This window comes from Mesorhizobium sp. B2-3-7, from assembly GCF_006442695.1.
In the GTDB taxonomy this organism is placed as follows: domain Bacteria; phylum Pseudomonadota; class Alphaproteobacteria; order Rhizobiales; family Rhizobiaceae; genus Mesorhizobium.
In genome coordinates this window covers 127,152-145,253 of the sequence record NZ_VFVV01000008.1, presented here as the reverse complement: position 1 = coordinate 145,253, position 18,102 = coordinate 127,152, and the positions used below count along the sequence as shown (strand labels likewise).

Here is an 18,102-nt window from a genome sequence, read left to right as displayed (position 1 = left end):
CAGGAGTGCGACTATGGCCAGGATTACTGTCCGGAATCTGGAAGATCATGTCATGCAGCGATTGCGTGAACGCGGTGCCGCGCGCGGCGTTTCCATGGAGCAGGAGGCGCGGGATGTGCTCGCGGCATCAGTTGGGCTTCCGACCACGAAAGGCTTCGATGGTGGACGCCTGACATTCAAGGACGAGGCCAAGGTTCAACCAATGGCAGGGAGGCAAAGTTAGCCATGGGTACCCTGACCATTCGCAATCTCGACGAGGATTTGAAACAAAGACTGCGCGAGCGGGCTGCCCGTCATGGTGTGTCGATGGAGCAGGAGGCAAGAAGTCTGCTGCTCAAGGAAGTGGCGCCCACCTTCAAAGGTGCCGAGGATTTCGTTACGGCGGAGGAGATCCTCGAATTCGGCCGGGAGCTGCAAAAAGCAGATTTTGATCAGAAGAAAGTCGCTGATGATCTCTGGTCCTTCATGAGCCTCTCCGGCAAGCGCATCCTGCTCATCATCGGCGGCGGCATCGCCGCCTACAAGGCACTCGACCTGATCCGCCGTCTGCGTGAAAGGGGTGCGGCGGTGCGCGTGGTCATGACGTCGGCTGCGCGGGAATTCGTCACCACGCTGTCGGCCGGTGCGCTCTCGGCAGACCATGTCTTTACCGATCTCTTCGATCGCAATGACGAGCACGATGTCGGCCATATCAGGCTATCGCGCGAGGCCGATCTGCTAGTCGTGGCGCCCGCCACCGCCGACCTGATGGCCAAGCTCGCCAACGGCCACGCCAATGATCTTGCCTCCACCGTGCTCCTGGCCACCGACAAGCCGGTGCTGATGGCGCCGGCCATGAACCCCAGAATGTGGGCGCATCCGGCGACGCGGCGCAATCGTGCGGCGCTGCACAAGGATGGCATCACCTTCGTTGGCCCCGCCAAAGGCGAGATGGCCGAGAGCAACGAGGCTGGCGAAGGCCGCATGGCCGAGCCGCTGGAGATCGTCGCCGCCATCGAGGCGCTGCTCGATACCGGATCCAAGCCGCTGGCCGGCAAGAAGATCATCGTCACGTCAGGCCCGACGCACGAGCCGATCGACCCCGTTCGCTACATCGCCAACCGATCGTCGGGAAAGCAGGGCCATGCCATAGCGGCGGCATTGGCCAGGCTCGGCGCCGACGTGAGGCTGGTCTCCGGTCCCGTCAGCATCGCCGATCCGGCTGGTGTGAAAACCATCCACGTCGAGCGGGCGCAGGAAATGCGCGATGCCGTGGAACAGCTTCTACCGGCCGATGCGGCGGTATTCGTCGCCGCCGTCGCCGATTGGCGCACCGACAGCCCAGCTGGCGAGAAGATCAAGAAAGCGCCGGGCGAAGGCCCGCCGGTGCTGCGCATGATCGAGAACCCCGACATCCTTGCGGGCGTCGGGCATCACAAGCAGCGGCCGGCGCTGGTGGTCGGCTTCGCCGCCGAGACGCAGGACCTTTTGCGCAACGCCGAAGCCAAGCTGAGGAAGAAGGGCGCCGACTTCATTGTCGCCAACGACGTGTCGCAGACCAGCGGCGTCGGCCCATCCGGTGTGATGGGCGGCGACCGCAACCGTGTTCGCATCGTCTCGAAGACCGGCGTCGAGGAATGGCCCGAGATGAGCAAGGACGAAGTGGCGACCCGGCTCGCCACCCTGATCGCGGAACGGCTGAAAACGACCGCAGCGTGACGAGCTGGACCGTCGGAATTCCTAAAACAAAGGCTTAGCGCAAGCTAGCGATTCTGTCGAACGCTGAACCGCTAGTCGGCAAGAAGCTCGGCCGTCCGGGCAAGCGCACTTCCGAAGCCATTGAGCGGGATGGAGAAGCTAACCGCTTGCCCCGTATCCGCCGCGAAGGCATCGACCTTCAAGGTGGTGCCCGCCTTGAGCACGGGGACGACGTTGGCATCGAACGCCACCGGCACCAGGCAGCCGACGGCTTGGCAAGTGTTGAACTGCAGACTGCCGTCCAGCTTCTGGTCGTCGATCGTCAGGGTGACGCCCTTGGCGAGCGCCAGGCCGAACGGCAAAGCGAGCGTACCGGTCGCGTCTTCGCCCGTCCTGCTCGACAGCTCTATCGCCAGCAGACGCTGGTTGCTTCGCTTGTTGAACTGCTGGTGTGACAGGCTGCATGCCTTGGCCGCGCCCGATATCTGGCAGTTGACCGCCCAGTCGCCATGGGTTTCGGACAGGGCCGATGCGCCGCCGGGCAACTGTGGCTGGTTGGCGGCGGGCGCGGCCGCCGCTTTGTCGCCTTTTGTCTGCGCCGCCGCGGCCGGCAGACCGGCGATGCAGGCAGCCCCCAGCATCGCCAGCAGATACGCATGCTTCCTCATAAGGACCCCTTTTGCCCGGCTCCATCCCTGAGCCAGCTGGAAGCTGACCCTGAAGGACGCACTGTCGGCGTTCTGTTTGACCGTTTCCTCGAAGGCGCCGTTACATCCGACGGACATGCCGACGCCGTTGACGCCATGGAATTCGAGGCCGGCGTCAGCCCGATAGAGCGGCGAATCGATCGCTTCCGTCAAGTGCGATGCGGGCGGCGGGGCAGATTCTCCTCCGCCGCGAAGGGGGCGCGATCACGCGATTTCCTGTTAATCGGCACTCTGGCGTGGCACGAGGGGACAAACGCACTATATGTAGAGGGAACTTTGTTTGTGCGGGAATGAGCAGATGTTGGCGCTTCGGCCATCAACGGTTTTCATGACGGCGGCATTGGCAGCCGCGACGCTGGCGGGCATCCGTCTGCCTGCTTCCGCGCAGGTGCTCATTCCCTCCGTCGACAACAACGCGTTGATCCAGCAGAACGATCTGCAGGCCTTGCAAAACCGTGTCCAGCGGCAGCAGTTTCAGCAGCAGCAGCAACAGAATCGGGCTCAGGACCGGGTGATCGTGCAACAGCCCCCGCCCATCGTGCCGCGGGTCAGGCCGAACTGCCAGACGCAGATAATCGGCAACACCGCCGTAAGCACCTGCCGCTGAGGCGGGCTTCTCTTTTATTTAGCCGACTTACATGGTAGGGGCGTTCAGGTGCCCCTGCCGCAGTTTGGGTTTTGTAACGACACCGCGTCACGGTATGGGCACTGCACCGACTGGATTTTCGAATGGCAGCCACCAAGAAAAAGGCCGTGCGCAAGGCCAAGAAGGGCGAGACGATCCGCCAGGTCGCGGCTATCCCTTTTCGGCTGGACCAGCGCGGCGACATCGAGGTCATGCTGGTCACCTCGCGCACCACCAGGCGCTTCATCGTACCCAAGGGCTGGCCGATGAAAGGCAAGAGCGGACGCAAGGCGGCCACCATCGAGGCGCAGGAAGAAGCGGGCGTGCTCGGCAAGACCCTGAAGCAGCCGGCGGGCACCTATTCCTATTGGAAGCGGCTGGCCAACCGGTTCGTGCGCGTCGATGTCATCGTCTATCTGTTGGAAGTAACGCAAGAGCTCGCCGACTGGCAGGAAGCCAAACGGCGGCAACGGGCCTGGCTGGCGCCGGCCGATGCGGCCATGCTCATCGACGAACCCGAACTTTCGACGCTGGTAAGGACCTTGAAGCTTCCCCAGCCGGCACAAATCGGCCCTACGTAAAGGCCTCACGCCCCGGCGCCGTCCTCTTCGGGGAGCGGTCGCACTGGCGTCCCGGCATAGGCCCACAGCCATTCGCGTGGCAGCGGACCTTTGTTCCGCTCGGCTTGCTGGGATTGTTCCCAGGCATGCGCCAGGATGCCGACCGAGCGCGACAGCACGAAAAGCCCCCGCGTTAGCGGTGGCGGAAAGCCGAGCTCGCCGTAAATGACGGCGGTCGCGCCATCGATGTTGAGCGGTATCTTTTTGCCCTTGCGCCGCGCGACCTCCGCCTCGATCGCCTCGGCGATATCGGCGAAGCGGCCATGGATCACGCCGCGCGCGGCAAACTCCCGAGTCAGTTCCATCAGGCGCGGCGCGCGCGGGTCGACCGGATGGAAGCGATGGCCCAGCCCCGGCACGTAGCCCTTTTCCCCGGCAAAGAATCGATCAAGCCGCCCCGAGACAGCCTCTTTCAGCGTCGTGCCGCCATCGAGCGCCGCGGCAATGTCGCCATAGAAGGCAAGCGCCTGCTCGCCGGCGCCGCCATGGACGTCGCCAAGCACGTTGATGGCCGAAGCCATGGCGCTGTTGATGCCGACACCGCAGGTCGCCGCCATGCGGGCGATAGCGATCGACGGCGCCTGCGGCCCGTGGTCGACTGCGGCGCCCAGCGCAATGCCGAGCAGCGCGGCCTGTTCCTCGCTGGGCAATTCGCCGCGCAGCATCAGCCAGATGACAGCCGGGAAGCTGACGCGGCCGATCAGGTCCTGGATTTCATAGCCGCGCAGCCGGATGACGCCCGGCCGCATTTCGATAATGCCGGTCTGCCACCACTCCTCTGCACGCTCGCGGCCCGTCTTTTGCTCACTCATATCGTCTTTTGCTCGTTCATGTGAGTGCCTTTGTCTTCGCTCGCGGCGACAGGCCGGCGAAAACCTCGTCCATGTGCTCGCCCAGGGCCGGTGGCGGGGAGGCCGGCAATGGAGCCGTGCCATCGACCATGAAGCCGCCGCGCAGAACCGTCAGCGGTCTCTCCATGTCAGCCACGCCGTCGAAAGCCCTGGTCATCTGGCGCTCCAGCACCTGCGGTTCGGCCAGCACTTGCGGGATCGTCAGCACCCTGCCCGCCGGCACCCCGGCGCGGTTCAGTTTTTCTTCCCACGCAGCCGCCGGGCCATTCGCCAGGGCCCCCTCGATCTCGATCTTCAGCGCCGCACGGTTCCGCTTGCGCGTCTCGCGCTCGGCAAAGCGTGGATCCGACGCCAGCTCCGGCCGTTCGATAAGCCGGCAAAGCGTTACGAACTGCTCCTGCTTGTTGGCGGCGATGTTGAGCAGACCGTCGCCGGTGCGAAAGGCGCCCGACGGTGCCGCCGTCATGTTCTCATTGCCCATCGGCTTGGGATCGACCCCGGCCGTCAGATAGTTGGAAACCGGCCAGCCAAGCGCCGACAATGTGCATTCAAGCATCGACACGTCGAGAAAAGCACCCTCGCCGCTCGTCTTCTGCCTTACCAGCGCCGAGACGATGGCGAAGGCCCCGACCAGTCCGCCCAGCGTGTCGGCGACGGGATAGCCGACCCGCAAGGGTGCCGTCTCCGGCGTGCCGGTGATGCTCATAATGCCCGAAAGGCCCTGGATGATCTGGTCATAGGCCGGATTGTCGCGCATCGGCCCGGTCTGGCCAAAGCCCGATATCGCGCAGTAGACAAGGCTGGGGCGAACCGCCTTCAGCGCCTCGTAACCGAGGCCAAGCCGGTCCATGACGCCGGGGCGGAAGTTTTCCACCAGCGCATCGGCGCTGGCGACCAGGTCGAGGAAGCGTTCGCGCTCGGCTTCCTTCTTGAGGTCGAGCACGACGGAGCGTTTGCCGGCATTCTGAGCCAGGAACGAAGCGCCCATGCCGGCCTGGTTGAGTTCCGGCGAACCGCCGAGCTGTCGCGCCAGGTCGCCGCCTTGCGGCGCCTCGACCTTGATGACGTCGGCGCCGAGCAGCGCCAACTGGTAGGCGCAGTAGGGCCCGGCCAGGACGTTGGTCAGGTCGAGCACGCGAATGCCGGAAAGCAGGTCTGTCATGTCACTTCAAATCGATCAGGCATCGCCCGGCACATGCTCCGGCCCCCGCAATCGGCGGCGTTCGATGTAGGCCCAGATATGCGGCCCGACCAGGCCGATGAAGGCCAGCGTCAGCAGGGTCAGCGACAGCGGGTGCTTGTAGAACACCGACCAGTCGCCGTTCGAGATCGTCATGGCGCGGCGGAATTGAGTTTCGGCGAGCGGTCCCAGGATCATGCCGATGATGACGGGCGCGGTCGGGAAATCGAAGCGCCGCATCAGGAAGCCGGCAGCACCCAGGAGATAGAGGATGGCGAGGTCGATCGGCGACTGCGAAATGCCGTAGGTGCCGACGGTGGCGAAAACCAGGATGCCGGCATAGAGCTGCGGCGCCGGGATCTTCAGCAGCCGCACCCAAAGCCCGATCAGCGGCAGATTGAGGATGACGAGAATGACGTTGGCGATGAACAGGCTGGCGATCAGTCCCCAGACCAGGTTGCCTTGTGTCGTCAGAAGCAGCGGGCCTGGATTGATGCCGTAGCTCTGGAAGGCCGAAAGCATGATTGCCGCCGTCGCCGAGGTCGGCAGCCCGAGCGTCAGCATCGGCACCAGCACGCCGGCGGCCGAGGCATTGTTGGCGGCCTCCGGACCGGCTACCCCCTCGATGGCGCCAACCGTGCCGAATTCCTGCTTGTGCTTCGAAAGCTTCTTTTCGATGGCATAGGACAGGAAGGTCGGGATCTCGGCGCCGCCGGCCGGCATGGCGCCGATCGGGAAGCCGATCGCGGCGCCGCGCAACCAGGGCTTCCACGAGCGCCTCCATTCGGCCGCCGTCATATAGAGCGAGCCCTTCAGCGGCACGATCTCGTCCTTGCCAGCATAACGGCGCGAGGCCATGTAGAGCGTCTCACCGACGGCGAACAGGCCGACGGCGGCGATGATGACGTCGACGCCGTCGAGCAGTTCGGTCATGCCGAAGGTGAAGCGCGGCTGGCCGGTCTGCAGGTCGACCCCGATCATGCCGATAACAAAGCCGGCGAACAGGCTGGTCAAGCCGCGCACCGAGGACGAGCCCAGCACCGCCGAAACCGTGATGAAGGCCAGCACCATCAGCGAGAAATATTCGGCCGGGCCGAAGGCCAGCGCGAACCTGACCACGATAGGCGCCAGGAAGGCGACGCCCAGCGTGCCGAGAGTGCCGGCGACGAAGGAGCCGATCGCCGAGGTGGCAAGTGCGGCGCCGCCGCGCCCGGACCGGGCCATCTTGTTGCCTTCCAGCGCGGTGACGATGGTAGCGCTTTCGCCTGGCGTGTTGAGCAGGATCGAGGTCGTCGAGCCGCCATACATGGCCCCGTAATAGATGCCGGCAAACAGGATGAAGGAGGCCTCCGGCGCAACCTGGTAGGTGATCGGCAGAAGCAGCGCGATGGTCAGCGCCGGTCCGAGGCCGGGCAGCACGCCGATGGCGGTGCCAAGCGTGGTGCCGAGCAGGCACCACAGAAGGTTGACCGGAGTGAAGGCGACGGCGAAACCGTGTGCCAGATGGCCTAGCGTTTCCATGGCGTCAGCCCCTCAGCGTGCTGGTGAACGCATCGATCACCGTATTCAGCTGGTTCTCGATGAAACCGGCGCCGATATTGACGCCGAGCGCCCTGGCGAAGCCGAAATAGGCGGCCAGCGCCAGCACGAGGCCAGTGAGCGCATCGCGCAGCGTATGCCGGCTGCCGAAGCCGTAGCAGACCAGAACGAACATGATGACGGATGCCGCGGTAAAGCCGAGCGGCTGGATCAGGAGCAGGTTGGTGACAAGGCCGATGACGACGAAGCCCATCGCCTTCCAGTCGGTCGGCGTCTCCTTTTCCTCTTCCGGCTGCCAGCCGCCGCGCAGTGCGGCGACGATGAGCAAGAGCGAAAGAACCACCAGGCCGAACATGGTGAGGTAGGGAAAGACGGTCGGGCCGACCTTGGAGTAGAGCGGCGACACCGGGATCGCCAAGGTCTGCCAGGCGACCGCCCCGGCACAGGCCAGAAGCCCGATGCCGATCAGCAGTTCGGGTACGGCAAGGCGCGAGGACGCAGCCTGCTGGTCGCTGGTGCTCATGAATGTCCTCCCAAGACAGCCGGCGTCTCACAGCCGGCTTTTATCCTATCTTCATCCCCGGTGGATCGCATGTCCATGCGAACGGCGGGAGGAAAAAGGGCGGACCATGGACCCGCCCCCTTCAGGGAAATCAGGCGAGCCCGAGATCCTTGAGGATGGCTTCGATGCGAGCCGTATCCTCGGCAAGGAACTTCGCATAGTCGTCGCCGGTGAGCAGGATGGGCGTCCAGTTGCGGTTCTTGCATTCCGTGGCCCAGGCATCGCTCTTGGCCATGGTCTCGACCAGCGTGATCATCGCCGCCTTATCGGTATCGGAGACGCCGGGGGGTGCGAAGACGCCGCGCCAGTTGAACAGTTCGACGTCGATGCCGGCTTCCTTCAGCGTTGGCGCATCGATGCCCTCCTGCCGCTTGTCGGCGGAAATGGCGAGCAGCCTGAGCGCCCCGGCCTTGACCTGTTCGGAGAACTCGCCAAAGCCGGAAATGCCCGCCGCCACCTGGTTGCCGAGCAGCGCTGACAGCGCCTCGCCGCCGCCCGCGAACGGCACGTAGGACAGGTTTGTCGCCGGCACGCCCGCCGTCTTGGCGATCAGGCCGAACAGGATATGGTCCGAACCGCCGGCCGAGCCGCCGGCGACGGGAACCTTCGTCGGATCCTCTTTAAGCGCGGCGACGAAGTCGGCGGCCGTCTTGAACGGCGAGGCCGCCGGCACCACCAGCGCTTCGAACTCGCCGGTGAGCCGGGCGATCGGCGTGACCTGCGTCAAATTATTGGCAGCCTTGTTGGCGATGATGGCGCCGACCATGACCATGCCGCCAACCATCAGCGAATTGCCCTTGCCGTTCCATTGACTGATGAATTGCGGCAGCCCGACCGTGCCGCCGGCGCCGCCGACATTGGTGATCTGCGAGCCGGAGATCAGCTTCTCGCTGCGCAGCACCTGGTCCATCGTGCGCGCGGTCTGGTCCCAGCCGCCACCGGGCGCCGCCGGCACGAAAATCTGTATCTGCGGCGTGCCTTGGGCAAGAGCGGGAGAAAGACGCGACGCCACCAGCCCGGCGGCCCCCGCGGCAGCGGTGCTCATCAAAAATTTGCGTCTGTTCAGCATGGGATTCCTCCAAATCACGACACCTCCTCCGGTGCCCGCCAAAAACGCGCCTGAAACCAGACCCGTGCTTGAGTTCAAGCAGACTTTACCGCGTTCCGTCAACAGGAACGATATTCTGCTGGACAGAATGCTTGAGCTGCGCGACACAATCGCGCCGCTCGACCTTTGTTCGACTGGGAACCAATGAATTCGGCAGGCAAACCAGCTGGCATCGAAATCCGGAGCGCGTCAGCCGACGGTGTTGCCGCGCTTGACCGGGCCATTGCCATCCTCGATGCATTCACCACGGCGGACCGCTCGCTCAGCCTTTCCGAGATCGCGGCCCGAACCGGCCTCTATAAGAGCACCATTCTGCGCCTGGCCAATTCGCTTTTGCGCGGACAATTGCTCGAACGCCTGGACGACGGACGCTACCGCATCGGGCCGGCCAGCTTCCGGCTCGGCGCGCTCTATCAGCGGTCGGTCGTGGCGGTCGACATCCTGCTGCCGATCATGCGCGATCTCTGCGAGCTAAGCTGGGAAAGCGTTGCGTTCTATGTCCGGTCGGGAGACGTGCGCACCTGTCTCTATCGCGTCGAGTCCAAGCATCCTATCCGCTATACGATCCGCGAGGGTGACGTCCTGCCGTTGCTGGTGGGCTCCGGCGGGCGTGTGCTGGCGGCGTTTTCCGGACAGCCGGGCGAACCGTACGAAACCATCCGCAAGACCTGCAACTGCCTCGCCATCGGCGACCGCGACCCGCAGACGGCGGGCGTCTCGGCGCCGGTGTTCGGGCCTGGGCGGGTTCTGCTCGGCGCCTTGACCCTGGCCGGCCCGAGCACACGCGTCGACGCGGCCTTCCTGCGGCGCATGCGGCGGCCGCTGCTCGAGGCTGCGGCCCGTGCCACCCGCGCCTTCGGCGAGGATGCCTCGATGCTCGATGAAGCGGCTCGCGAAGCCGCGGTGCAAACGGATAATGCCAGTCCCGGCGCGGTTATCAGGAGCAGACGGCGTTCTCGGATCATTTCGACGCCCTTGCGGAACGACCGCTAATGCATGCCGCCCAAAGGGACCTCGGCTTTGGGAGAACGACGTAAAACAAGAAAGCTAAGCGCAGCGCATGAATCCGTTTCGACGCCGCGCGCTTTAGGCACTTGGCGAGTGCTCAGGCCAACCGCTCCAGCAGGATGGTCGGGGTTTCGTGATAGATGGTCCGCGCCACCTCCCGGTAGCCGCACTTCGTCGCCACGTTCAAGGAAGCGGTGTTTTCGGGGTCGATGATGCAGACGGTTTTGCCACGTCCGAAGGTCTCGTCGCCCCAGCCAAGCACGCGGCTGACGATCTCGGTGGCGAGGCCGGCGCCGTGGGCGGCCGGAGCGAGCGCCCACCCGGCCTCCGGAATGCCCTCTATCGGCGGCTCCATATCGCGCTTGAGGTCGTGAAACCCGGCCTCACCGACGAAACGGCCCGTCGCCTTGTCCTCGATCGCCCAGAAACCGTAGCCGAGCAGCGACCAGAGCCCGGCGTGACGCAGGAAGCGCATCCAGCTCTCTTCCCGCGTGCGCGGCCTGCCGCCGATGAAGCGGGTGACGACCGGATCGGCCCACATGGCGACATAGGCGTCGAAATCCTCCAGCCGGTGCGCTCGCAGGATGGCGCGCGTCGTTTCGATAATCGGAACGCCGCTTGTGTCGTGATGGTTCATGGGTCGCCCTCGCTCAAACCTGCAAAGCACCTAGCAAATCACCGGCCGCGAGCAAGGGCCAGGCCGGCGCGGATCATCTTCCAGACAGACGGCGCGCGCTTGGCGTGTCTCGATCCAGCCGGGACAGTCGTTCCTCCGATGGTCCGGCCGCGCCTCATGGGCCGCCAGCCAGAACGGTTGCGGATATCAGCACTTTGCCATTTGAGTACGATTGCAATCTGTTAGCCTGCCCTAGTTGTACCCGTGCAGCCGGTGTCGAGGAGAACTCCGCGCAGCGGTTGAAGATTTAAGCTCTGGGAGGAAATCACGATGAGAAGATTTGTCGCCGCTCTGGCTGCCGCCGTGGCCGTCACGCTTTATCCGGTCGCCGCAGGCGCGCAAACCTATCCCGAACGCACCATCACCGTCGTGGTGCCGTTTGCGGCCGGCGGCCCGACCGACACGGTCACGCGTCTTGTCGCGGAAGCCATGTCCAAGGATCTCGGCCAGCAGGTCATCGTCGAGAATGTCGGCGGCGCCGGTGGCACGCTGGGCGCTGGCCGCGTCGCGAAGGCCGAGCCGGACGGTTACACCCTGCTCCTCCATCACATCGGCATGGCCACCAGTGCCACACTCTACCGAAAGCTCGCCTACGACACGCTGAACGCCTTCGAATATGTCGGCCTCGTCACCGAGGTGCCAATGACCATCGTTGGCCGAAAGGACCTCGAGCCGGCCGATTTGAAGGGATTGGTCGAGTACGCCAAGGCCAACAAGGATAGCGTCACCGTAGCCAATGCCGGCATAGGTGCTGCCTCGCATCTCTGCGGCATGCTGTTCATGAGCGCTATCAAGACGCCGCTGGTCACCGTCCCCTACAAGGGCACCGGCCCGGCCATGACCGATCTCCTCGGCGGCCAGGTCGACATCATGTGCGACCAGACGACCAACACCACCAAGCAGATCCAGGGCGGCACGATCAAGGCTTACGCCGTCACCTCGCCGGAGCGCCTCGATGTGCTGCCCGATGTCCCGACGACGACGGAAGCCGGCCTTCCCGACGTGCAGGTCAGCATCTGGCACGGTCTTTATGCCCCCAAGGGCACTCCGGCGGAGATCACCGAACGGCTGTCGAAATCCCTGCAGGTCGCGCTGAAGGACGAGAACGTCGCCGCCCGCTTCGCCGAGCTCGGCACCAGGCCGTCGCCGCAGGCCGACGCGACGCCGGCCGCGCTGAAGGCCAAGCTGGAAAACGAGATCGCGCGCTGGAAGCCGATCATCGAAGCCGCCGGCCAATACGCCGACTGAGTTTTGAACGGGGCGCCGCCGGCGCCCCGTTTTCGCTTCGGTATCGTCGCGCGCCCGCAGCTTGGGAGGAATGTCATGAAGGCTTTCGCAATCGACAGGACGAACGGCATATGCGCTGCGCTGTTCATCGTTTTCGGCGCATTTTTCGCGTTGCAGTCGCTCGGCCTGGAAATCGGCACCGCCTTCCGCATGGGGCCGGGCTATTTCCCGCTGGTGCTGGCGATCGTGCTGATCCTGCTTGGCCTCGTCATCCTCGTCCAGGCGATGCGATTCGAGGGCGATCCGATCGGCTACATTGCGTGGCGCGGCTCGCTGTTCATCCTTCCCGCTCCGATCTTCTTCGGCCTGACGGTGCGCGGCCTCGGCTTCATTCCGTCTATCTTCCTGACGGCGCTGATCGCATCGTTCGCCAGCGGCCGCATGAAACCGCTGACCGCGTTCGTGCTGTCGACCGGCCTGACCCTGTTTGCATTCCTCGTCTTCAGCTACGCGCTCGGCCTTCCGTTCCGGCGCTTTGGCCCATGGCTGCCATTGTGAGGAGATGAGCATGGAGCTCCTCGGCAATCTGGCGCTCGGCTTTTCGACCGCTTCATCGCTGACGAACCTTGGATTCTGCTTGATCGGCGTCCTTCTTGGCACGCTGATCGGCGTCCTGCCCGGGATTGGCGCCACCGCGACCATCGCCATGCTCTTGCCGATCACCTTTCAGATCGGCGACCCGGTTTCCTCCCTCATCATGCTCGCCGGCATCTATTACGGTGCGCAATATGGCGGCTCGACCACAGCCATTCTCATCAACATGCCCGGCGAATCGTCCTCGGCCGTCACGGCGATCGACGGCTATCAGATGGCCAGGAACGGCCGCGCCGGCGCGGCACTCGCGATCGCGGCGATCGGTTCGTTCTTCGCCGGCACGGTGTCGACCTTCCTCGTTGCCATCTTCGCCCCGCCGCTGACCTCGATCGCGCTGGAATTCGGCGCGGCCGAATATTTTTCGCTGATGGTCGTCGGCCTCGTCTCGTCGGTCGCGCTTGCGCACGGTTCGATCGTCAAGGCGCTGGCGATGGTCGTGCTCGGTCTGTTGCTCGGCATTGTCGGCACCGATATCTACACCGGCACGCCGCGCTTCACGCTCGGTATCCCCGAATATGCCGACGGGCTGAATTTCGTCGCCGTGGCGGTCGGCGTCTTCGGCATCGCCGAGATCCTTCGCAACCTCGAAAACGAGCATGAGCGCTCAGTGATGATCCGAAAGGTTTCCGGCCTCATGCCCACCCGCGACGACTTCAGGCGCATGGCGGCGCCCATCGTGCGCGGAACGATCATCGGTTCAGCGCTCGGCATCCTGCCGGGAGGCGGCGCGATCCTCGCGGCCTTTGCCTCCTACACGGTCGAAAAGCGCGTATCGAAAAACCCCGAAGAATTCGGCAAGGGCGCGATCGCAGGTGTCGCCGGGCCGGAATCGGCCAACAATGCCGGCGCGCAGACCTCCTTCATCCCCATGCTGACGCTCGGCATTCCAGCCAATCCGGTCATGGCGCTGATGATCGGCGCGATGATCATCCAGGGCATCGTGCCCGGCCCGAATGTCGCGACCGAACAGCCGGCGCTTTTCTGGGGCATCATCGCCTCCATGTGGATCGGCAACCTGATGCTGATCGTCCTGAACCTGCCGCTGATCGGGCTCTGGGTGAAGCTGCTTACGATCCCCTATTACGTGCTTTTCCCGATCATCATGGCGTTCTGCTCGATCGGCGTTTACAGCGTCAACACCAATGTCTACGACCTCTACGCCGTCGCCTTTTTCGGCTTCCTCGGCTATCTCCTGACCAAACTGCGCTGCGAACCCGCGCCCCTGCTGCTCGGCTTTGTGCTTGGCCCCCTGCTTGAGGAAAATCTCCGCCGGGCCATGATTCTGTCGCGTGGCGATCCCAGCGCCTTCGTGACGAGACCGATCAGCGCCGGCCTGCTCCTCATCGCGCTCGCCGTGCTCGTCATCGTCTTCCTGCCCGCGGTCAAGAAGAAGCGCGAAGAGGTGTTTGTGGAGGAGAGTTAACTTATTGAATTCCGCTCGCTTCCTCGAGCGGAGCGATCTCGACCAGCGGCGCCGGCACGCTGGTCGTCTTTTCCTGCGCCTTGCAGAGGTCGGCGATGACGCAGGCCGGGCAATCCGGCTTGCGCGCCTTGCAGACGTAGCGGCCATGCAGGATCAGCCAGTGATGCGCGTGGCGCATATATTCGTCGGGAATGATCTTCAACAGCCCCTGCTCGACCTGGTCGGGCGTCTTGCCGGGCGCCAGTCCTATGCGGTTGCCGATGCGGAAGATGTGCGTGTCAACGGCCATCGTGTGCTGGCCGAAGGCCATGTTGAGCACGACGTTGGCGGTCTTGCGCCCGACCCCCGGCAATTTGACCAGTTCGTCCCGGCTGTCCGGCACCTCGCCACCATGATCGCGAATCAATGCCTGCGACAGCGCGATGACGTTCTTGGCCTTGTTGCGCCACAGACCGATGGTCCTGATATAGTCGCCGACCCTGGCCTCACCCAGATCCAGCATTTTGCGCGGCGTATCGGCGATCTTGAACAGCGCCCGCGTCGCCTTGTTGACGCCGGCGTCGGTCGCCTGCGCCGACAGCACGACGGCCACCAGCAGGGTGAAGGGATTTACATGTTGGAGCTCGCCCTTCGGCTCCGGCCGCTGGACGGCAAAGCGCCGGAAAATCTCGTGCACCTCCGCCGGACTGTAGAGCGTTCTGGATCGGGCCGGCCTGGGGCTCGGCTTGGCGTTCGAGCCGTCGCGCCGTCCAGGCGGTGGCTTCTTTTCGGATTGTGCGGGTACTTTGGACTTGGGGCTTGCCATTTCCTTCCTATAATATCCAGATATGAACGACACAAATGCCTCGTTCCAGGCGGACGAACCCTTCTTCAGCGCCTTGCTGACCCCGCACCGGTCGCTGGGCAAGACCGGCTTCGCCGTGCTGATGGTCGCGCTGCTGTTCGGCTGGCTGGTGACCGGGGCTTTTTTCCTGTCGCGCGGCGCCTGGCCGGTTTTCGGCTTCTTCGGTCTGGACGTTGTCGCCGTCTACATTGCCTTCCGCATGAACTACCGTGCCGCCCGCGCCCGCGAGGAGGTGTCGATCTCGCGCACCAGCCTCGATATCCGCAAGACCGCGCCGTCGGGAAAATCGGAAGCGCACCGCTTCAACCCGTTCTGGGCGCGCTTTTCGGTCGCCCGTCACGCCGAAATCGGCATCACCCGGATGGCGGTCGAGGCGCAGGGACAAAACGTGGCGATCGGCGGCTTTCTCGACCCCGATTCCCGCGAAAGCTTCGCCACCGCCTTTTCACGTGCGCTCGCCACCGCCAAGGCGCGCTAGCCGAACAGCTTGCGTCCGGACCGCGTCGAACAAGGGTACGACGTTTCAGAAGCGATAGCGCAAAAGCCTGCCGATCTTGCGCAGTGCGGGAATGTATTTCCAAAGCCGAACGAACAGCTGCGCGGGCCAGCCCATGCGGGCGGCGTGTTCAGGTCCATAGGCCGGGATGTCTTCGATGAATCGGAGCTTCGGGACAGCCAGTTCCAGTTCGTGCGGATCCTCGATCGCCCAGTGGACCTCGGCGCCTGTCGCCCTGATCGCTGGATTGAGGCGCAGCAGCTTCAGGCCGAAACCGCTGTAAGCGTCGAAAATCAGGTCGCCGCCGGCAAGATGTATGACCAGGCGCGAGAACAGGCGGAACCCTTCCTCGGCCGGGAGATAGGGCGTCAGCCCCTCCGCCACCACGATGGCCGGTCGGTTCCGGGGCACTTCAGCCAGCCAGTCCGGCTCTGTTACCGACGAAGCGATGAGGCGATAGCGGTCGCGCGGCGGGTAAAGCTTGCGCCTGAGTTCAATGACTTCCGGATAGTCGACATCGAACCAGTCGACGCCTGGTAGCGGATTGACCCGGAAGATGCGCGTGTCGAGCCCGCACCCCAGATGCAGCACGATGGCATCAGGATTTCTGGCCAGAAACTCCTCGACGCGGACGTCCAGCGTCTTTGCCCTGATCGCCAGGCCGATGCCGAGATTGCTGTCGACCTTGAGCCTTGAGAAATCATAGTCGATCTTGCGCACCGCCTCGTCGGCGAAACGATCCCCAAGCAGCGAATGGGGCATCCGGCTTTCCAGCGCCTTGCCGTAGAGCGTCATCAGCAAGGTTTCTTTCGCGCCGGCGAGATTTACCTTTTCACCCGCCATGGCGACTCCTGGGCTCGAAAACCAGAGTTTATCTGGGTATGCGCCGCAAGAAGGCAAGTTTCGGGTGGTGATCGGCGCCCCAAGGGCTGATATTCCGGCTCAAGGAGAAGTCCCATGAGTACACAGACAGCAGTCCTCAAGAAGGACATCACGCCCGAAGGCAGCGACTACGAAATCGTGCGCCGCGCCATCGAGAAGATCAGCCTCGACTATCGCGACCAGCCTTCCCTCGAGGAGCTTGCAGAGGAGGTCGGCGAGACGCCGACCGGCCTGCAGAAGCTGTTCACACGCTGGGCCGGCCTTTCGCCCAAGGCTTTCCTGCAGGCGGTGACGCTGGACCATGCCCGCAGGCTGCTCGATTCCGGCATGCCGCTGCTTGAAACATCGTTCGAGCTCGGCATGTCCGGCCCCGGCCGGCTGCACGACCTGTTCGTCACCCATGAGGCGATGTCGCCGGGCGACTACAAGACGCGCGGCGCCGGGCTCACCATCCGCTATGGCTATCATAGCTCGCCATTCGGCACCGCCCTGATCATGGCCACCGACCGCGGGCTTGCCGGCCTCGCCTTTAGCGATCCGGGCGAGGAACGCGCCGCTTTCGCCGATATGTCCAGCCGCTGGCCGAATGCCGTCTATGTCGAGGACATGGCCGCGACCGGTCCCTACGCCGCACGCATCTTCGACCCGACGCTGTGGCGCCCGGACCAGCCGCTGCATGTCGTGATGATCGGCACCGACTTCCAGGTTCGCGTCTGGGAGGCCTTGCTCCAGATTCCGATGGGCAAGGCTCGCACCTATTCCTCGATTGCCGCCAGCATCGGCGCGCCGAGCGCCAGCCGCGCCGTCGGCGCCGCCAACGGCGCCAACCCGCTCTCCTTCGTGGTGCCTTGCCACCGCGCCATCGGCAAATCCGGCGACCTCACCGGCTACCACTGGGGCCTGACCCGCAAGCGCGCCATTCTGGGCTGGGAGGCTGGACAGGTCACCTCTTGAAATCGGGAACGCCGGCAACTTCCGCCGGCATTGTCACGTGGAAAACGACGACGCCCCGCTGACTCGCATGACGCGGCACCGCAGCGCTTGCCATATCGGCATGCACTGGAAAGCAACGATCTTACAGGATAGCTTCCCGCTCATTCATGAGGAGGCATTCCTTGATCATCGTCGTCGGCTCGATCAATCTCGACCTTATTGCCAATGTCGACCGCTTGCCGAGCCCTGGCGAGACGGTGAGCGGCTCCGGTTTCGCCACCGCGCCCGGTGGCAAGGGCGCCAACCAGGCGTTGGCCGCCGCGCGCGCCGGCGCCAAGGTGCGCATGGTGGGAGCCGTCGGCAAGGATAGTTTCGCCGGCGAGGCCCTGGCGCTGCTGCGCCAGGCCAAGGTGGATCTGTCTGGCGTGGGCGAAACTTTTGCCTCGACGGGCACCGCGCTGATCATGGTCGGCGACGATGGCGAGAACATTATCGCCGTGGTGCCGGGTGCCAACGCCTCGGTGCTGCCCGGCGACCTGGCCAAGGCCTTCCCCCGAAAAGGCGATGTCGTGCTCCTGCAACACGAGATCCCGCTTGCGACCGTCGAAGCCGCGCTCGATCAGGCAAGCGCGGCCGGTGCCGTCACCGTGCTCAACACCGCACCCTTCCATCGCGACGCGGCCGGCTTGCTCGGCAAGGCCGACTATGTCGTCGCCAACGAGACCGAGTTCGACCTGTATGGCGAGGTGCTGTCGCTGAGCGGGCGCGACCGCGCGGCACGGATGCGCGACTTTGCCGGGAAAACCGGCCGCACCATCGTCGTCACGCTCGGCGGCGACGGCGTGATGGCGGCGACGCCGACCGATTCCCTGACGGTTCCCGCTTTGAAGATCACCCCGGTCGACACGGTTGGTGCAGGCGACACCTTTTGCGGCTATTTCGCCGCCGGCCTGTCGTCGGGCCTGCCCCTCGAACAGGCGCTCGCCCGGGCCGGCGCGGCCGGCTCGCTGGCATGCCTGAAGCCGGGCGCCCAGCCGGCCATCCCGTTGGCCGCCGATGTCGACCAGGCACTCCTGAAATCCCGCTGAGA

General features: G+C 64.5%; 20 protein-coding genes. 11 read left to right on the top strand and 9 right to left on the bottom strand.

Annotation, left to right across the window (positions count from 1 at the left end):
- Positions 1 to 13 precede the first annotated feature (13 nt).
- The gene (locus tag FJ940_RS17395) at positions 14 to 223 is read left to right on the top strand and encodes a plasmid stabilization protein (protein ID WP_140496375.1); all 210 of its coding nucleotides are present in this window, start codon (positions 14 to 16) and stop codon (positions 221 to 223) included.
- 2 nt (positions 224 to 225) lie between these two features.
- Complete coding sequence (gene coaBC, locus FJ940_RS17390; protein ID WP_210240544.1) at positions 226 to 1,698, top strand: bifunctional phosphopantothenoylcysteine decarboxylase/phosphopantothenate--cysteine ligase CoaBC; 1,473 nt, start codon at positions 226 to 228, stop codon at positions 1,696 to 1,698.
- A gap of 71 nt (positions 1,699 to 1,769) precedes the next feature.
- On the opposite strand, the gene FJ940_RS17385 is transcribed toward coaBC, so the two are convergent.
- Complete coding sequence (locus FJ940_RS17385) at positions 1,770 to 2,537, bottom strand: invasion associated locus B family protein (protein WP_246671039.1); 768 nt, start codon at positions 2,535 to 2,537, stop codon at positions 1,770 to 1,772.
- 175 nt (positions 2,538 to 2,712) lie between these two features.
- Here FJ940_RS17385 and FJ940_RS17380 point away from each other — a divergent pair, with 175 nt between their 5' ends.
- Both FJ940_RS17380 and FJ940_RS17375 read left to right on the top strand, forming a co-directional pair.
- Complete coding sequence (locus FJ940_RS17380; RefSeq protein WP_224646479.1) at positions 2,713 to 2,991, top strand: hypothetical protein; 279 nt, start codon at positions 2,713 to 2,715, stop codon at positions 2,989 to 2,991.
- Between the two features lie 122 nt (positions 2,992 to 3,113).
- Positions 3,114 to 3,590 (top strand): NUDIX hydrolase, encoded by a 477-nt coding sequence (locus FJ940_RS17375; protein ID WP_140496381.1) that lies wholly within the window; start codon positions 3,114 to 3,116, stop codon positions 3,588 to 3,590.
- Positions 3,591 to 3,595: 5 nt separating this feature from the next.
- On the opposite strand, the gene FJ940_RS17370 is transcribed toward FJ940_RS17375, so the two are convergent.
- From FJ940_RS17370 to FJ940_RS17350, 5 genes are all read right to left on the bottom strand, one after another.
- Entirely contained in the window at positions 3,596 to 4,441 is an 846-nt protein-coding gene (locus tag FJ940_RS17370) for a citryl-CoA lyase (RefSeq protein WP_140560259.1), read from the bottom strand.
- 16 nt (positions 4,442 to 4,457) lie between these two features.
- Positions 4,458 to 5,642, bottom strand: coding sequence for a CoA transferase (locus tag FJ940_RS17365; RefSeq protein ID WP_140522488.1), 1,185 nt, complete (start codon positions 5,640 to 5,642; stop codon positions 4,458 to 4,460).
- Between the two features lie 15 nt (positions 5,643 to 5,657).
- The gene (locus FJ940_RS17360) at positions 5,658 to 7,181 is read right to left on the bottom strand and encodes a tripartite tricarboxylate transporter permease (protein WP_140556474.1); all 1,524 of its coding nucleotides are present in this window, start codon (positions 7,179 to 7,181) and stop codon (positions 5,658 to 5,660) included.
- A 4-nt stretch (positions 7,182 to 7,185) separates the two neighbouring features.
- Entirely contained in the window at positions 7,186 to 7,722 is a 537-nt protein-coding gene (locus FJ940_RS17355) for a tripartite tricarboxylate transporter TctB family protein (protein WP_140522492.1), read from the bottom strand.
- A gap of 130 nt (positions 7,723 to 7,852) precedes the next feature.
- On the bottom strand, positions 7,853 to 8,830 hold the full coding sequence (locus tag FJ940_RS17350) for a tripartite tricarboxylate transporter substrate-binding protein (protein ID WP_140496391.1): 978 nt from the start codon (positions 8,828 to 8,830) through the stop codon (positions 7,853 to 7,855).
- A 183-nt stretch (positions 8,831 to 9,013) separates the two neighbouring features.
- On the opposite strand from FJ940_RS17350, the gene FJ940_RS17345 reads away from it, so the two are divergent.
- Complete coding sequence (locus FJ940_RS17345) at positions 9,014 to 9,862, top strand: IclR family transcriptional regulator (protein ID WP_224680568.1); 849 nt, start codon at positions 9,014 to 9,016, stop codon at positions 9,860 to 9,862.
- 112 nt (positions 9,863 to 9,974) lie between these two features.
- Here the strand turns inward: FJ940_RS17345 and FJ940_RS17340 are convergent, their stop codons facing one another.
- Positions 9,975 to 10,514, bottom strand: coding sequence for a GNAT family N-acetyltransferase (locus tag FJ940_RS17340; RefSeq protein WP_140560257.1), 540 nt, complete (start codon positions 10,512 to 10,514; stop codon positions 9,975 to 9,977).
- 309 nt (positions 10,515 to 10,823) lie between these two features.
- On the opposite strand from FJ940_RS17340, the gene FJ940_RS17335 reads away from it, so the two are divergent.
- The 3 genes from FJ940_RS17335 to FJ940_RS17325 all read left to right on the top strand — a co-directional run bounded on the left by FJ940_RS17335 (position 10,824) and on the right by FJ940_RS17325 (position 13,857).
- Positions 10,824 to 11,801: a tripartite tricarboxylate transporter substrate-binding protein gene (locus tag FJ940_RS17335; protein ID WP_140496395.1), complete on the top strand. Its 978-nt coding sequence runs from the start codon at positions 10,824 to 10,826 to the stop codon at positions 11,799 to 11,801.
- A gap of 75 nt (positions 11,802 to 11,876) precedes the next feature.
- The gene (locus FJ940_RS17330) at positions 11,877 to 12,338 is read left to right on the top strand and encodes a tripartite tricarboxylate transporter TctB family protein (RefSeq protein WP_140496398.1); all 462 of its coding nucleotides are present in this window, start codon (positions 11,877 to 11,879) and stop codon (positions 12,336 to 12,338) included.
- Positions 12,339 to 12,348: 10 nt separating this feature from the next.
- On the top strand, positions 12,349 to 13,857 hold the full coding sequence (locus FJ940_RS17325; protein ID WP_140657300.1) for a tripartite tricarboxylate transporter permease: 1,509 nt from the start codon (positions 12,349 to 12,351) through the stop codon (positions 13,855 to 13,857).
- Position 13,858: 1 nt separating this feature from the next.
- Here the strand turns inward: FJ940_RS17325 and nth are convergent, their stop codons facing one another.
- Entirely contained in the window at positions 13,859 to 14,662 is an 804-nt protein-coding gene (gene nth, locus FJ940_RS17320) for an endonuclease III (protein ID WP_140500181.1), read from the bottom strand.
- 22 nt (positions 14,663 to 14,684) lie between these two features.
- Between nth and FJ940_RS17315 the strand changes: the two genes are divergently transcribed.
- Positions 14,685 to 15,179 (top strand): DUF2244 domain-containing protein, encoded by a 495-nt coding sequence (locus FJ940_RS17315; RefSeq protein WP_140500184.1) that lies wholly within the window; start codon positions 14,685 to 14,687, stop codon positions 15,177 to 15,179.
- A gap of 45 nt (positions 15,180 to 15,224) precedes the next feature.
- On the opposite strand, the gene FJ940_RS17310 is transcribed toward FJ940_RS17315, so the two are convergent.
- Positions 15,225 to 16,040, bottom strand: a complete 816-nt coding sequence (locus FJ940_RS17310; protein WP_140500186.1) for a class I SAM-dependent methyltransferase — start codon at positions 16,038 to 16,040, stop codon at positions 15,225 to 15,227.
- Between the two features lie 114 nt (positions 16,041 to 16,154).
- On the opposite strand from FJ940_RS17310, the gene FJ940_RS17305 reads away from it, so the two are divergent.
- Positions 16,155 to 17,033, top strand: a complete 879-nt coding sequence (locus FJ940_RS17305) for a bifunctional helix-turn-helix domain-containing protein/methylated-DNA--[protein]-cysteine S-methyltransferase (RefSeq protein WP_140500187.1) — start codon at positions 16,155 to 16,157, stop codon at positions 17,031 to 17,033.
- Positions 17,034 to 17,194: 161 nt separating this feature from the next.
- On the top strand, positions 17,195 to 18,100 hold the full coding sequence (locus tag FJ940_RS17300) for a ribokinase (protein WP_140500189.1): 906 nt from the start codon (positions 17,195 to 17,197) through the stop codon (positions 18,098 to 18,100).
- The last annotated feature ends 2 nt before the right edge of the window (positions 18,101 to 18,102 follow it).